Origin of the sequence: Alkalimarinus coralli (assembly GCF_023650515.1) — a bacterium.
GTDB classification, from domain to species: Bacteria; Pseudomonadota; Gammaproteobacteria; order Pseudomonadales; family Oleiphilaceae; genus Alkalimarinus; species Alkalimarinus coralli.
Window position 1 is genome coordinate 1,490,178 of record NZ_CP096016.1, and the last position, 14,361, is coordinate 1,504,538.

Consider the following 14,361-nt stretch of genomic DNA (forward strand, 5'->3'; position numbering starts at 1 on the left):
TGAAATGCTATGATGAAGTACGTTCATCTTCACTAAGGGGGCGCTCATTCTCGGAAGCAGTTTCCTCTGTTGGAGGGATCATATCTTTATCATCATCATAAAGAATGCTATGTGCAGGCCCCTCAAGATCATCAAATTGGCCGCTTTTTACTGCCCAGCTAAACACCATTACAGCTAGAGTGATTAAAACAATCGATAAGGGGATCAGCGCGTAAAGAATTTCCACGGTAACTTCCTCAAATGGGAGTGGCAGGTAAATTATACCGAATTATGCTGCGGCTAGATACTCAGCGGTTTATTCAGCCCAGTGGTTACAGCTGCATTAGTTTCTGAGTCTCATTGCGTTACAAACCACGATGAGTGAGCTAGCAGACATTCCAATAGCCGCAGCGTATGGCGGTATCATACCGGCCGCTGCCATAGGCAGAGCAATCAGGTTGTACCCTATGGCCCAGCTAATATTCTGGCGGATAATATGCCGAGTCTTTTTCCCAACGCATAGCGCGAGTGGTAGCGTTTTTAGGTTGTTAGACAGTAGAATGGCATCAGCCTTCAGTTTTGTTAGGTCATTAGCATTACCCATGGCTATCGATAACTGGGTTCCTGCCATTACCGGGACATCATTTAGTCCATCGCCTATCATGACTGCATTGCTACCTGTTGCTTGTATTGACTGCATATATGCCAATTTGTCTTCCGGTGTTGCGCCGCCAATTGCATTGCTAATACCCAGCTCCTGGGCTGTAGATGAGACTGAGCCGGACTGGTCTCCACTTAAAAGAGAGCACCTATAGCCTTGAGCGTTTAAGTTGCCAATAACTTCTTTGCTTTCGTCTTTTAGTCTGTCTTCAATCTGAAACCAGCCAAGAAGGCCGCCAGGTGAGGTTAGAGCAAGCCACTGCCCATCAGTAGGGGGCATAAAAGGCGATTTTAACTTGGAGACTATCTGAGCTGCATACTTTGCGTGTCCCAGTCTGTATGTGGTGTTGTCGATGACGCCTTCGACGCCTCCTCCGGGGGTAGCAACAATGGCGTCGGCAATAACCGTTGTTTTATCGCGAGAGAAGGCCTTTGCTATCGGGTGCTCTGAATGCTGCTCCAGGCTCGCTGCAATTGAAAGTAACGCTGAGGCATCGAGATTTGCTTTTGGCACAATGTCGCTAATAACAATTTGCCCAACAGTAAGCGTACCGGTTTTATCAAAAATAAGCTCATCGGCCTGCGCCAGGGACTCTAATACGTGGCCTCTGGTAATCAGAAACCCATTAGACCGTAGCAGGTTTGTGGCTGCAGTGAGCGCCGTTGGTGTTGCAAGAGACAGTGCACAAGGGCAGGTGACGACCAGAACAGAAAGTGCAATTGAGAAGGCATCCTGAGAGCCCTGTAACCACCAATAGACAAAAACCGATGTTGTTATAACAAGTACTGCGGCAACAAAGTAGCTAGCGACCTTATCTGCTATCAATGCAGTTCTGGGCTTTTCTCCCTGAGCTCGGTTCAGGAGTCTCATAATAGAGCTCAACCGTGCATTTTGGCCAACCGCAGTAATTGATACTTCAATCATATTCTCAACATTGCTGGTGCCCCCAACAACGATATCTCCGACGTGTTTTTCAATAGGCATAAACTCGCCGGTTAAGGCAGATTCGTCGACGCTGCTTTGGCCTTTGGTTATGACCCCGTCTGAGGGAATGGGCGTGGCAGGCTTTATACGCACTATATCTCCTACCTTGAGATCCTTGGCTGCAATCACCACCTCTTCTCCATCAACAAGTTTTATCGCTGATGGGGGAATAAGGTTAGTTAATTGAGAGATTGATTGACCTGATTTCAATCGGGCCTGGCTTTCCAAAAAACGGCCAAGTAGAAGGAAAAAAGTAAACATGGCGACGGAGTCGAAATATACGTCTTCTCCGCCAAATATGGTTATAAACACGCTTGAAATATAGGCAATAGATATTGCAAGCGAGACAGGAACATCCATCGTCAAATGGCGTGTTTTTATATCTCTGAGAGCCGCTTGGAAAAAAGGGCGTGCTGAGTACAGAACAACAGGGGTCGTTACTAAAAGGCTAACCCAGCGGAACAGCAAGAGAAAGTTATCGGAAATTCCGCTGACCATACCAACGTAAAGTGGTACAGAGAACATCATGTTTTGCATCATTGCAAAGCCAGCTACTCCGAGCCTGATGATAGCTCTTTTTCTTTCCTTATTTAGAATTTCCTCTTCCAGGTTGGGCTTGAACGGGTGTGCTTTATAGCCAAGCTGATACACCATCATGAGAATATTGCTAAGCTTTATCTCTTCAGGGTTCCAGCACAGAGCTGCTCGCTGTGTGGTATGGTTGATCGAAAAAGAGTCTACCCCGACCTTTGACGATATGTGCTTTTCCAATAACCATATGCAGGCAGCACAGGTAATGCCCTCTATGATGAGCGTTGCTTCATTGCGAGCGTGACTGTTATCAGTTGAAGAAGCCGGGATGACAAACTCTTTTTGCAGCTCAATGTTATCATAGAGCCTCAACTCGTTTAGTGTTGTCTCTTCAATTTCCTGAGGGGTAACGGATGGCTGACTTCTATGCTGATAAAAGCCCTCCATCCCGCTTTCTGAGATTAATTGTGCAACGGCTTTACAGCCATGACAGCAGAATGCATGCTCTTCACCTGAGATAAGTAGACTTATTTCGGAGTTACTGGGATTGGGCTCCCCACAGTGATAGCAGAGCCCTGAATGTTGTCCCATTTATGAGCCCGATTCGAGTACAGTAGGAGTGGAGCTTGGTAGGGCTGTTTGGCCTTTCAACCTCCAGCTTGAATCCTGCGCAATAACATCAACATACCAACGGCCAGTTAAAGGAGTCGCCAGTTGAGTCGAGTAGACGTACCCTGGTTCAGGTAGGAGTTTTTGTTCGATATCCTGGCCATCGACGGTTGGGTGAAGCAGTTTAAGTGTTAAGAATGAGGGCTGAGTGGGTAAGTCTCCATCCAGAATGAGAGAGACTCGTCCGGCCTCGCCAAAACGTAGTTCAGCACTCAAATTAAGGTCTTTTGCCTTATTGTCCATCGCAAGACTTTGATTTATCGCAAGCCCATCTTTGTAATAATTGTCACTGACAAGGGAGTTTTCTGATGTAACTGCGAGATAGATCATAATGGCACAATAAATAATTGTGACCAAAGGGATTACGATTAGAAACCATGGCCAGAACTGCTTAAACCAAGGTGTTGTGTCTCTATCAAAGTTTGTCATATCAGGCTGCTTCTACATAAAACTAAAGAAATCGAGGGGCACATATTCGTGCCAGCACTCAATATGGGATTATCTCAATTGTATCCGTCAAAACCAAGCGTCAAATGCATATTGACTCTTGGTTTTGGGATTGATTCGAGAGCAAATTAATAACTAAGCGGGCCAAGAAAACGACTGTCTGATGTTGCTTTAACAGACTTGTCATCGTTGGCAATAACGACAAACTCAATGTCATGGTTGGTTTGTGTCATGTTAGCGGGGTCGACTTCAATACTTGTGGGTAAAGAGTAGACTTCACCTGAGTTTACCGTGAACCTTGTCTCTGTCGAGATTGATAGACCTTCTATACCGGTAACCGCCAGCTCAAACTCACGCGGCTGGTCAGACATATTAATGACCTTAAGCGTGTAAGAGTTTTCTACCAGGCCCATTCCGGTTAGTTGGTATAGCGCACCGCGGTCTTTAATAACATCAAGACCCAATGGTACTCTGGATGTTACCCCGTAGATGACAGACGCAATCATAAACAGCAGCATCAAACCATAACCCACTGATTTTGGGCGAACAAGATGGCTCTGCTTTCCTTCTAGTGAGTTCTCGGTGCTGTAGCTGATAAGCCCTTTCGGATAATTCATCTTGTCCATTATCTGGTCACAGGCGTCAATGCAGAGGGCACAACCAATACATTCATATTGAAGACCATCGCGAATGTCAATTCCAGTAGGGCATACCTGGACACACATTCCACAATCGACGCAATCCCCTAGTCCTGCTTGTTTGGGGTCAGCAGATTTTTTCCGGCTGCCTCGCGGCTCCCCCCGGTTGGGGTTGTATGAAACAACCATTGTATCTTTATCAAACATTACTGACTGGAAACGTGCGTATGGGCACATGTAAAGACAGACTTGCTCCCTTAACCAGCCCGCATTAATGTACGTGGCAGCAGTGAAAAACAGGATCCAGAAGTAAGCCCAGCCACCGATAAAGTTAAAGCTGAAAAAGTCAACGACCAGCTCACGAATAGGGTAAAAATAACCAACAAATGTTAGCCCAGTCGCGAAAGCGATTAGAAGCCATATACTGTGTTTAATAACTTTTTTAAGGGTTTTAGAGGCGTCATTGGGTGCTTTGTCCAGTTTAATTCGCTTATTTCTGCTCCCTTCGACTTTCTCCTCAGCCCACATAAAGATGAATGTCCATACGGTTTGAGGGCATGTATAGCCACACCAGATGCGGCCAAACAGTGAGGTGATAAAGAACAACCCAAAGGCACAAATGATGAGAAGCCAGGAGAGCAAGACAAAGTCCTGGGGCCAGAATGTTTCGCCAAACAGGTGGAACTTCCGACCAGGAATATCAAAATATATTAGCTGTTCACCATTGATCGAAACCCAGCAAAAAATAAAGTACATGCTCATTAAGAGCCACAGTGAGGCGGTTCTGATTCGTTGAAATACACCGGTTATTTCTTTTACATATATCTTTTTCCTTGAAGCATAAAGATCAATTGTCGTTTCTTCAGGCTTTTTCTTAGGAGAGGGATCTATGTTTTTGACAGGAATATTGGCGCTCATTGCACTCACCGTATTTTAATCTGTTTAGCAATGGAGTTTGGTTTAACTACATTGCATAAAAAGACTAGTGGAGTCGTTTGGATTAACTAACGTTTGCTACCGATCAATCTCTATTAATGAGTTTTTGCGCTGTTATCGGTCAAATTAAGCGCTTCTGATTCTAGCTTTGCTAGAAAGTTAGAGGAGGGGCGTTGCACCCTCCTCAACTAACCTATTTGCCTTGTGAAAGGCTATAAATATAGGCTGACAGCACATGAACCTTCTCTTCACCAAGAAGCTCATTGTGGGCTGGCATTACACCAGCACGACCAAACTCAATTGTTTGTTTGATCATCGATGGTGTGCCACCGTAGAGCCAAACATTATCTGTTAAGTTTGGAGCACCCATTGCCAAATTGCCTTTTGCATCAGCTCCGTGACAAGCCGCGCAAGCAGTTTGGAACATCGCTGCTCCACGCTCACTTGATGCTTTGTCTTCAGCTCTGTTGCTAAACGCCAAAAGGTAGTTTGTTAGATCATCAATGTCAGACTTTGACATTGCAGGATTTAAACCTTTTGCTGGCATATTCCCGTTTCTACCGTGCCCAATCGTTTGTTTGATAGCATCAGCAGAGCCACCATACAACCAATCAGAATCAGTCAGGTTTGGAAAGCCTAGTGACCCTCTAGCGGTTGAGCCGTGACATATCGCACAGTTGTTTGCAAACAGACGCTGGCCGACTTTAAGCGCAGCTGGGTCTTTTGAAAGATCTTCAACTGACTTCTCAGCGAATGCGGCAAATATTGGCCCGTATTCAGCGTCTGCTTCTTCAACTTCTTGTTCCCACTGGTTGGTAGAGGTCCAACCAAGAAGGCCAGGGTATGAACCCAAACCAGGGTAAAGAGCATAGTAAGCTAGCCCGAAAAAGATTGTCGCAAGAAACATGTAGAACCACCATTTTGGAAGTGGGTTGTCCAGTTCCTCAATGCCATCATAGGTGTGGCCCGTTGTTTCTTCTGTTTCAGTATTACTTGTTTGGCTCTTTCGGGTTGCGTATAGAAGCCACCAGCAACCGAAGACGCTACCCAAACTGATGATTATGATCCATGCGCTCCAAAAACTACTCATGGTCTTTTTTCTCCGTTTCGATCGTAGTACGTTTGGCTATCTCTTCATCTTCAAAAGGCAGATTAGCCGCGTCATCAAAGTTTTTTTTACGCTTTGAGCTATAAGCCCAAAGGCAAATACCGATGAACGCTATCATTACCAATATTGTTGAAATGCCACGTAACGTATTAATATCCATGATGTATTACCGCTTGTTCTTGAGCACTGTACCCAGCTGCTGAAGATAAGCCACCATTGCTTCAATTTCGGTTTTACCTTTTACTGCTTCGGATGCACCAGCAATATCCTCATCCGTGTACGGAACACCTACAGCTCTTAGAGCCTCCATACGTTTTGGAGTGATCTTGTGGTCGATCTTCGCGGTAAATAACCATGGGTAAGACGGCATCTTAGACTCAGGTACAACGTTTCTTGGGTTGTATAGGTGAGCTCTGTGCCAGTCGTCACTGTATCGTTCGCCTACACGTGCCAAATCAGGTCCGGTACGCTTGGAGCCCCACAAGAATGGATGCTCGTATACGTGCTCTCCGGCAACAGAGTAGTGACCGTAACGCTCGGTTTCAGCTCTGAAGGGTCTGATCATCTGTGTATGGCAAACGTGACAGCCTTCACGGATATAGATATCGCGACCTTCCAGCTGAAGGGCGTTTAAAGGCTTAAGTCCTGCAATAGGTTCGTTTACCTGCTTTGAGAAAAACAGAGGAACAATTTCAACTAGTGCGCCAAAACTGATTGCTACAATAACCAGAACAATCATCAGCCCAAGGTTTTTTTCTACAACTTCATGATTCATGCTAAACCTCCTTAAGCTGTCTGTGGGACGTTGTCAAGAGCCTGAGCGTCTTTTACGCGCACAGTCATCCATACGTTGTAAGCCATGATCAGCATTCCGGCAAGGAATATAGCGCCGCCAATGGCCCGGACAAGATAACCTGCATGGCTTGCTTCAAGTGATTCAACGAAGCTATAGGTTAGTGTTCCATCGTCGTTTATCGCTCTCCACATCAAGCCCTGCATAATACCGTTAACCCACATCGCAGCGATGTAAAGTACAGTACCTATAGTCGCCAACCAGAAGTGTGCGTTAATCATTGATGTGCTATACATGCCCTTGAGGCCATATAGTTTTGGAATCAAGTGGTACATTGCACCGATAGAAACCATCGCAACCCAGCCGAGTGCGCCAGAGTGAACGTGACCTACAGTCCAGTCGGTATTGTGAGATAGCGCATTAACAGTCTTGATTGCCATCATTGGACCTTCAAAGGTCGACATACCGTAGAAAGACAGTGATACGACAAGGAAGCGCAAAATAGGATCAGTACGCAATTTATCCCATGCACCCGATAGTGTCATCATACCGTTGATCATACCACCCCAAGATGGAGCAAGAAGGATCAGGGACATTACCATACCTGCGCTTTGAGCCCAGTCAGGAAGTGCACTGTAGTGAAGGTGGTGCGAACCAGCCCACACATAAATTGATATCAAGGCCCAAAAGTGAACGATCGATAGTCTATAGGAGTAAACAGGGCGCTCTGCCTGCTTTGGCACAAAGTAGTACATGATGCCCAAAAAGCCTGCAGTCAGGAAGAATCCTACCGCGTTATGGCCGTACCACCACTGAACCATCGCATCGATAGTGCCAGGGTAGATAGAGTAAGACTTCCATAGCGTAACGGGTATTTCAAGGTTGTTTACGATATGCAGAACGGCAACCGTTATGATGAATGCGCCAAAGAACCAGTTAGCAACGTAGATATGCTTGGCTTTACGCTTCATGATAGTACCAAAGAAAACCACTGCATAACCGACCCAAACGATAGTAATTAAGATATCGATTGGCCACTCCAGTTCTGCATACTCTTTAGAAGAAGTGTAACCCAGAGGTAAGGTAATCGCGGCTAATACGATAACCAGCTGCCAGCCCCAGAAGACGAAAGACGCCAGAGAGTCGGAAAATAGTCGTGCTTGACAGGTGCGCTGCACAACGTAGAAGGAGGTTGCAAAAAGTGCAGAACCACCAAAAGCGAATATAACTGCATTAGTGTGAAGCGGACGAAGGCGACCAAAGCTAAGCCAGGCCGTATCGAAGTTGAGTTCTGGCCATACAAGTTGCGAGGCGATCAATACGCCGGCGGCCATCCCAACAATACCCCACACGACAGTCATAATGGCGAATTGGCGCACCACTTTGTAGTTGTATGTCGTCTGATTGTTTACTGTGCTCATTATTCAGGATCCAATTTTTATCACAAGCTAGAAGTGAAGAGGACTACTAGAAATAACGTTAGCTATCTCTTTGTCGTTGAAAAAACATAACCGTGCTCCCGACCAGTTATTCCAACCTATTTGCTGCCCTATGAATCAATCGATCAAAATCGATTGATATCTATAGTAGCAGCGCGCGAAGGATACGTTTTGTTATTGATAAATGTCAATAGACGCACCTCATGGACAAAGTGTATTTTGTAGGTGGTTATAGGGGGGTTGATATATGTCAATATCAAATACAAAAATACCTCTATGGAGGTATTTTGTTGCAGGTAAGGGGTGTTTGGCTTAAATACTAAGCCCTTGAGCCTCTTTCAAATGCTCAAAGTTTGATATGTGAATGTACTTGCCACTCGTCTCGATAAGATCTCTATTTTGAATTCTCGTAAGTGAGCGGCTAAGCGTTTCTTTAGTAATGCCCAGATAGTTGGCGATGTCACTCCTGCTCATGCTTAGTTTAATATCAATATAGTTCTGATTGCGGTTTTTATGGCGGAGTGAAATGTTGTAAAGGAATGCCGCGACTTTACTTTCTGCGGTTGTTGCGGAGGCAAGACTCTTTCTAACTTCAGACTCATGATAGCTATCGATAGAAAATAATGTGACTATTTTGGTCAACAGCTGAGGAAGGCTGGTCGCACTTTCGAGAACATCTTTATACGGGAGAACGCAAATATCGCAGTCTTCCAGAGCAACCAATGAATTGGGGTATATATCGGTTGCTACTGCATTTTGACCCGCTAGCTCTCCTTTCAATTTAAACGATATTACTTGCTCTTGCGGCTGACCATATAAACATACTTCTTTAGCAGAACCTGATGTGATTGCGTACAGGAACTCAAAAGGTTGGCCTTCCTTATAAATGAGTTCACCTGTTTTAAACGGCTGCTTCTTCATTAGTAGCGTTTCTTTAACGTCAAACTCGACACTTCCAATGGGGGTAGGTTCACAAATTGGAGAGAGTGCGCAATCACTGCAGTTTATATGGCGAGAGTTCTCTGAGGTGGGTAAGTGAATATATTTCATAAAAAGGATTAAACGCCAGTGCACAGGTTTTGGTCATTGATAACGATCAACCAGCTCCAAATACTTTTTGGCTGTCGTTTGAACGTCACTGCTGTTGTTAAGGCTGCTCATTACTTCGAGCTCTGTTTTTTCGTGTGCGACTCGTAATGCATTCAGCAACACCTGTAAGTCATTAAATAACGGTTGATTAGCCGGGTTTGCTTCTTTATCTGTGCGGTTTTGGTTTAACAGCTGAGCAACGCGGCTAACTTCTTTTAGGGACAAACTAAGCTGTTCTAGCCCGGCAACTGTCTCTTGGGCGTTTTGTACAGTCGTAGTTAGCTCGCTTTTTGTAGCAGCGGTATCTAGGTTTAGGGCTTCAATTATTTGATCGATCGACTCTGTTGATTGTTGTGTTTTTGTTGCCAGTGTTCTGACTTCGTCCGCTACAACTGCAAACCCTCTACCTGCGTCTCCTGCTCTTGCGGCTTCAATTGATGCGTTCAATGCTAGCAGGTTTGTTTGCTCGGCAATGCCCTTAATCTCGGATAGAATGACCGCGATCTGCTCACCGTCTTCAATGAGTTTATCGGACAGCGTTGTTGCGTGAAGAGCATTGTTACAGAGTTGTTGGGTTTGTCCCAAAAATTGGCTGCTGTCATTATTGGCTTTTGTTGCCAGGTCGAGTAGGGCTTCACTTGTGCATTTACTGCCCCTTTCTGATAGCAGCAATGTTTCGGAATGGGAAATGCAATCTGATAGTTGTTTTGATAGTGTCTCAAATTGTTCGTTATAAGACTTAATATCCTCTTGAATACTATTCCTCGAGCCATCTATAAATGAAGACAAGGTAATAATGTCACTTGCTGATTGTTTGTAACGAAGCTTCATTACACCGCGCTGTCTCTCCAGTGTTTTCAGAGCGGTATGAATGTTTGATGTGTGAGATACTTTACCCGTGTACATGTATTGGGTTGTTTTACTTGAGGAAACCCGATTGACAATATCCTTTATATATTTAGATTCTCGGGTGAGGTATAAACTAAAAAAAGAGCCAGTGATAATGGTCACCAGCGCAATAATTGGCAGCGACCAGGATAGCGGTGCGGTTCGTACCAGTGCCACGCAAATGCTGGCCAATATCGCATAGGAGAGTAAGCCAATGGTGAAGGGCGGGATCTTATAATGCTTGGGAGTGTACTGCTTCAGCCCTTGGTTTATGCGTGAATAAATAATCTCTGCTCTTAATTTTTGTTGATCAGTTGCTGCAACGCCAACTGATTCATACCCAATAACATCCCCGTTTTCAATTAGTGGTTCGATATATAGATCAAGCCAGAAAAACTCTCCGTTCTTGCTCCTGTTTTTAATGATCCCCATCCATGGGTTACCGCTTTTTATCGTTTGCCATAATTCTTCATAAACGGGCTTAGGCACTTCTGGGTGGCGAAGGATATTGTGGTGTTTGCCTAATAATTCTTCCGCAGAGAAACCGGAAATTTCAATAAATGCATCATTGCAATATTCGATTTCTCCTTCGCCGTTTGTTCTGGAAACCAGGGATGTCGCAGCATCAAAACATCGCTCTTCGGTTGTATTAGATAAGATTTTTTGCACTAACTATCCACTAGTTAAAAGAGTAAAGGTTAAACCTTAAGAATAGGTGGCGATTCAGCGTTAGACAAATGATCTTCAATCAATTAGGTGGTGGTTACCTGTTGCTGATATCGCTTGCAGTTGTTACGCCCACTGTTTTTGGCAAGATATAATGCTTGGTCGGCTTCTCTAATGAGAATATTCTTATCGCTTATGGGCGCATCATGGGTGGTGATACCAATGCTAACGGTTAGTGATAGTTCGAGCCCTGATGCTGTAAAATGGCTTTGCCTTACAGAGTCCAGAATGTGTCTTGCAATTAACTCGGCCCCGGATGACGAAGTATTCGGTAAAACCGCAGCGAACTCTTCTCCACCATACCGAGCAAGGAAGTCCCCCGGTCTATGAAGGCAATGGTTAATAACCGTTGTTAAGTGTATTAGACACTTGTCTCCCACTAAATGCCCATAAGCGTCGTTCACCAGTTTAAAGTGATCAATATCGATGAGTAAAAGGCTTAGTGACTGTTGCTCTCGGTTTGCCAGTTTAATGTTCTCGTCAAGTGTGTCATTAAAAAATCGCCGGTTTGCAATGCCTGTCAATTCATCCGTTGTGCTAATGCTTTGTAACGTCTCATTAAGGTTCGATAACGTTGTCATTGCCTTTTCGAGTTGCTGCGTTCTCTGTGCCACCTGGCTTTCCAGTGTTTCTTTGGCTTTTGTTTCTGAATCAATGAGTTGTTGGTTTAGTACTCTTACACGCGTGGCCAAAGCGATGTTGATAAAAATCACCTGCGCGCCAGTTGCTATCCGAATGATATATTCTTGAATAAATTGGTTAGGTATAAAGCCGAATGTTGCCAACGCGTAGGTTAGGGCGGCTGCGAGAAATATTGTCCAGGCAAGAACAAACTGTTTAGCGGGTTTATAGTTTTCTGAGAGACGTGTAACGCCAATCAGGTATACGATCACTATCGCTATAACTCCAAGAAGAGTGCCTACTTTAACCGCGATATGATAAGGGGTCGTGAGGCCAAGTAAGATAATAACGACACCAAATGCCGTAATGACATTGATTGCTCTGAGAGTGTTGTGTTGCTCCTCAGATGTTAGGAGGAATGATCGGGCAAACAGCGCAATTGTTAGTATTACAAAGCCTTCTGTGACAGGTATGGATGTATTGGCAATGCCCGGATTATCTGGCCATATATACTGAAAGGAAAGGCCGCTAATGGAGAACATAAACAACCCAAGGGAGAGCATATAAAGCGCATTGTATAGATACGACGCACTCCTCGTTGAGCCAAATAGCAGGCAATTGTAAATAGATAGGATTAGCAGGGTGCCGTAATGAAGCCCCTGAAGCAGCGAATGTGTATTGCTCGTCGATAAAAGTTCTTCTGCTTGATAAAGCTGCAACGGAAGGGTGATAGCGCCGCTGGATACGACTCGCACATAAATATCTAATTCTTCGTTTGGTTCGAATAATATAGGGAATACAAAATACTGATGATTGACAGGTCTTGAGTCAAAAGGTTTTGAGTCGCCAGTGTCTATTGAGGATACACCGGTTTTGCGGACTATATTAAAGCTAATATCATCGAGTAATGGGTAGTTAATTTGTGCATACCAGGTTATGGGCATATCGGTGCTATTGAGCAGCTTAACGTGAAACCAGTAGGCAGAGTCTGTGCTGGTAAAAGATGGGGCGTTACCTTCTGATTTTGTAAATGCTAACGCTTTATCGAGTTCAATGACGTCATTTAGTGTCAATTTGGCAGGTTTGTCTTCATAATACGCGATTGCAGATGCCAAGTCGTGAATCGGGCTATCAGGTGAAAGAAGATAGAGGCTGCAAGCACCGTTACATGGTTTGTCAGATGTACTCGCAAGGCTTGAACCCGATAACAATAGAAGCATCACCGAAAGCAACAAACCTGTAGCCTTGGCAGGCAGAAAAAGGTAAACCCGTTTAATCATTTTTATAGTTTTATTAGATAATGGCAGACGTAATTATATTGCCGTTGATGATTAATATATATACAAAATACACCGATAATTGGTAAAAATGAACATAATATTATTGTACTGCCGTGCCGGCTTCGAAGGTGAGTGCTCCCAGGAAATACAAGACAAAGCGTCGTATTTGGGCGTATTTGGTTATTGCAGAACCAATAAAGGGCAAGGGTTTGTTGAGTTTGTTTTACCTACAGCCAAAGATGCCTCAAAAATATTTAAGCAGGTTCAATTAAGTGAACTTGTTTTTGCTCGTCAGTGGGCTCGCGTAAGTGAGCCGTTAGACGACGTTCCAAGAGAAGACCGTGTACAGCCCATATTGGAGTTTCTCGCTAATGAGGATAAAAATACTTGGGGCAGAGTCTCTGTGGACTGTCCTGATAGTGAAGGTGCCGCACACCTGAAAACATTCGTTAGAAAGTTTACTGCCCCTATTGCTAAGGCGCTCAGAGGTAATGGATTTCTGACACCTAAACAGGACTCGCGCTTACATACATTGTGCTTGTTTTTTTCAGACTTCGATAAAGTTTATATCGGGGAGCTGGATAAAGAAAACAGCAGCCGGGATCACTTGGGTATTCCAAGGTTAAAATTTCCAAAAGACGCACCTAGCCGCTCTACGCTGAAGCTAGAAGAAGCATGGCGAACTTTCTTGCATCCAGATGAGTGGTATGACCTCCTTGGGGGGCACCAAAAAGCGGTTGATCTCGGGGCTTGCCCTGGTGGCTGGACTTGGCAATTGGTTAATCAAGGGATGGATGTTTTTTCTGTAGATCACGGCCCTATGGATGAAGGGTTAATGAATAGTGGCCATGTTACACACGTACTCGAGGACGGATTTGTTTATAAACCTGCCAAAAAGGTAGATTGGATGGTGTGTGATATAGTTGACAAGCCCAAGCGTGTAAGCGCGATGATTATCGAGTGGCTTGTTGGTGGGTATTGTACAAAAACAGTATTTAATTTGAAATTACCGATGAAAAAACGCTATCAGGAGGTGCAAGAGTGCCTCCAATTAATCGAGTCTGCTTTGGCTGAAAATAACCAGCGTTGCAGAATTCAAGCTAAACATCTATATCATGATCGAGAGGAAATCACCTGCTTTATACAGGTGATGTAGTGTTTCGCTTAATATTAACTGGTTGCATGGTGATCGATTACTAAAAATCAGCTGCAAAGCTAAATTGGATAATTGCATGAAGACAGGCTTTGCAGTGACGGATTTGCAGGCATGTAGCGCTAGGCTTGTTCGAGTATGGTTACTTTCTCTTCAGTCTCAAGTATAGGGTTTAGTTCGTTCATCATTTCTTTTCGTTCTTCAGATTGAAACCAGCGGTACCAGTCTTGAACACTTCTCCAGTTTGATAAGATTAAACGGTGGTTGGGGTCATCTGCGTTTCTTAGTGACTCACCCGATATAAACCCATCTGCGGACACTGCCTTTTGCAGTGTTCTCTTTGCTACCAGTTCATAGGTTGTTTCTAAGGTATGAGCAATATGTCGTTCAATAATCACTCTGATCATATAGTTGAATTC

General features: G+C 44.4%; 13 protein-coding genes. 1 reads left to right on the forward strand and 12 read right to left on the reverse strand.

The features are described 5' to 3' along the window. Positions 1-7: 7 nt before the first annotated feature. The 11 genes from ccoS to MY523_RS06665 form a co-directional block, all read right to left on the reverse strand. On the reverse strand, positions 8-226 hold the full coding sequence (ccoS, locus tag MY523_RS06615; protein ID WP_250658004.1) for a cbb3-type cytochrome oxidase assembly protein CcoS: 219 nt from the start codon (positions 224-226) through the stop codon (positions 8-10). A gap of 96 nt (positions 227-322) precedes the next feature. Beyond that, positions 323-2,746 carry a heavy metal translocating P-type ATPase gene (locus tag MY523_RS06620; RefSeq protein ID WP_250658005.1) on the reverse strand — a complete coding sequence of 808 codons (2,424 nt, stop codon included), beginning with the start codon at positions 2,744-2,746 and terminating at the stop codon, positions 323-325. Further along, a complete protein-coding gene (locus MY523_RS06625) occupies positions 2,747-3,253 on the reverse strand; it encodes a FixH family protein (RefSeq protein ID WP_250658006.1) in 507 nt (168 codons plus the stop codon). 146 nt (positions 3,254-3,399) lie between these two features. After that, positions 3,400-4,827, reverse strand: coding sequence for a cytochrome c oxidase accessory protein CcoG (gene ccoG / locus MY523_RS06630; protein WP_250658007.1), 1,428 nt, complete (start codon positions 4,825-4,827; stop codon positions 3,400-3,402). A gap of 211 nt (positions 4,828-5,038) precedes the next feature. Then, on the reverse strand, positions 5,039-5,935 hold the full coding sequence (ccoP, locus tag MY523_RS06635; protein ID WP_250658008.1) for a cytochrome-c oxidase, cbb3-type subunit III: 897 nt from the start codon (positions 5,933-5,935) through the stop codon (positions 5,039-5,041). Continuing rightward, positions 5,928-6,113, reverse strand: a complete 186-nt coding sequence (locus MY523_RS06640; RefSeq protein ID WP_250658009.1) for a cbb3-type cytochrome oxidase subunit 3 — start codon at positions 6,111-6,113, stop codon at positions 5,928-5,930. Before MY523_RS06640 ends, ccoP begins: the two co-directional genes overlap by 8 nt. 6 nt (positions 6,114-6,119) lie before the next feature. Next, positions 6,120-6,728, reverse strand: a complete 609-nt coding sequence (gene ccoO / locus MY523_RS06645; RefSeq protein WP_250658010.1) for a cytochrome-c oxidase, cbb3-type subunit II — start codon at positions 6,726-6,728, stop codon at positions 6,120-6,122. Between the two features lie 11 nt (positions 6,729-6,739). Continuing rightward, entirely contained in the window at positions 6,740-8,167 is a 1,428-nt protein-coding gene (gene ccoN, locus MY523_RS06650) for a cytochrome-c oxidase, cbb3-type subunit I (RefSeq protein WP_305883236.1), read from the reverse strand. Positions 8,168-8,497: 330 nt separating this feature from the next. Further along, a complete protein-coding gene (locus MY523_RS06655; RefSeq protein ID WP_250658011.1) occupies positions 8,498-9,235 on the reverse strand; it encodes a helix-turn-helix domain-containing protein in 738 nt (245 codons plus the stop codon). Between the two features lie 33 nt (positions 9,236-9,268). Then, the gene (locus MY523_RS06660; protein WP_250658012.1) at positions 9,269-10,831 is read right to left on the reverse strand and encodes a methyl-accepting chemotaxis protein; all 1,563 of its coding nucleotides are present in this window, start codon (positions 10,829-10,831) and stop codon (positions 9,269-9,271) included. An 83-nt stretch (positions 10,832-10,914) separates the two neighbouring features. Next, positions 10,915-12,789, reverse strand: coding sequence for a sensor domain-containing diguanylate cyclase (locus MY523_RS06665; RefSeq protein ID WP_250658013.1), 1,875 nt, complete (start codon positions 12,787-12,789; stop codon positions 10,915-10,917). An 88-nt stretch (positions 12,790-12,877) separates the two neighbouring features. On the opposite strand from MY523_RS06665, the gene rlmM reads away from it, so the two are divergent. Further along, a complete protein-coding gene (gene rlmM, locus MY523_RS06670) occupies positions 12,878-13,945 on the forward strand; it encodes a 23S rRNA (cytidine(2498)-2'-O)-methyltransferase RlmM (protein WP_250658014.1) in 1,068 nt (355 codons plus the stop codon). A gap of 119 nt (positions 13,946-14,064) precedes the next feature. Here the strand turns inward: rlmM and MY523_RS06675 are convergent, their stop codons facing one another. Next, a complete protein-coding gene (locus MY523_RS06675; protein ID WP_250658015.1) occupies positions 14,065-14,349 on the reverse strand; it encodes an antibiotic biosynthesis monooxygenase family protein in 285 nt (94 codons plus the stop codon). Between the last annotated feature and the right edge of the window lie 12 nt (positions 14,350-14,361).